Raw genomic sequence first — 1,023 nt, forward strand, 5'->3', positions numbered from 1 at the left:
CCCGGCTCCCGGCCCCCGGCCCCCGGCCCCCGGCCCCCGGCCCCCGGCCCCCGGCCCCCGGCCCCCGGCCCCCGGCCCCTCTTGCAGCCTGCTCTTACCACAGATCAGCCCGCCGCTGAGCCGATGCCCGCACCCCCTTCGACCCGCCCCCGGGCGCCCCTCCAACTCCCCCTCCCCGCCCCCATGGTGGTGCTAGCACCACCATCCCCTAGGGGGCAGAGGTCAGGGTTAAGTGGGTGGGATGCCGGATGGGCGGAGGCTTGACGGGTGCGTAGTTTCGAGGTGTGGCCGCGAAGAGGCGGTCACGAAGGACTCGAAGCCCCACGGAGGACGTCATGTCGGCCCGTTCCCAGAACCGCCCTCGCCCGGTGAGCTCGGGCGCAGCCGACACCCGCCTGCCGTGGTGGGCGCTGGCCCTGCCGACGCTCGCGTTCGTCGTCCTGCTCTCACTGATACTCCACCCGTCCAACGCCCAGGCGGCTTCGGCGGACCCGGTCCTCACGCAGCTGGTGGACAGGGCCCAGCAGTTCCTGACTCGCTGACCTGGCTCAGTCCCGCCGACTGGTCCCCGGCCTCGCCGCCCTAGCTTCCGAGCCCCCGGGTCAGCTGGCCCGCGTCCCCGATCTGCCGTCCTAGCCTCCAAGCTCCCGGTCCGCTGACTCATCCCCCTCGTTACGGCTCGCTGCCCGCTTTCCCGCCCCGACTCGTTGCTTTGCCTTCCGGGCCCGATTCGCTGTCCCACTCTCCTCTCCCCAACCCGGCCCTGGCCTCCGGGCCCCGCCTCGCCCCCGGCTGCCGCAGCCTGCGGCCCGGCTGCCAAGCCCCCCGGCTCGCTGACTCCTCTCGGCCCTCGACCTGTTGTCCCGGCCTCTTGGCCCCTCCGACTCGCAGCCCTGCCCCTGGCCCCGGCCTCCGGACCCCGGCTTGCTGGCTCGCCCCCAGCCGTTACAGCCTGCCGCTGAGCCGCTGAGCCGCTGAGCCGCTGAGCCGCTGAGCCGCTGAGCCGCTGAGCCGCTGAGCCGC

1 protein-coding gene is annotated in these 1,023 nt (G+C 74.3%); it reads left to right on the plus strand.

Going from position 1 to position 1,023, the window contains the following annotated elements; translation table 11 throughout:
* Positions 1–368: 368 nt before the first annotated feature.
* Entirely contained in the window at positions 369–542 is a 174-nt protein-coding gene (locus tag ACYUD3_RS38500) for a hypothetical protein (protein ID WP_470981167.1), read from the plus strand.
* The last annotated feature ends 481 nt before the right edge of the window (positions 543–1,023 follow it).

It is taken from the genome of Streptomyces sp. AMJ-169, assembly GCF_055597585.1.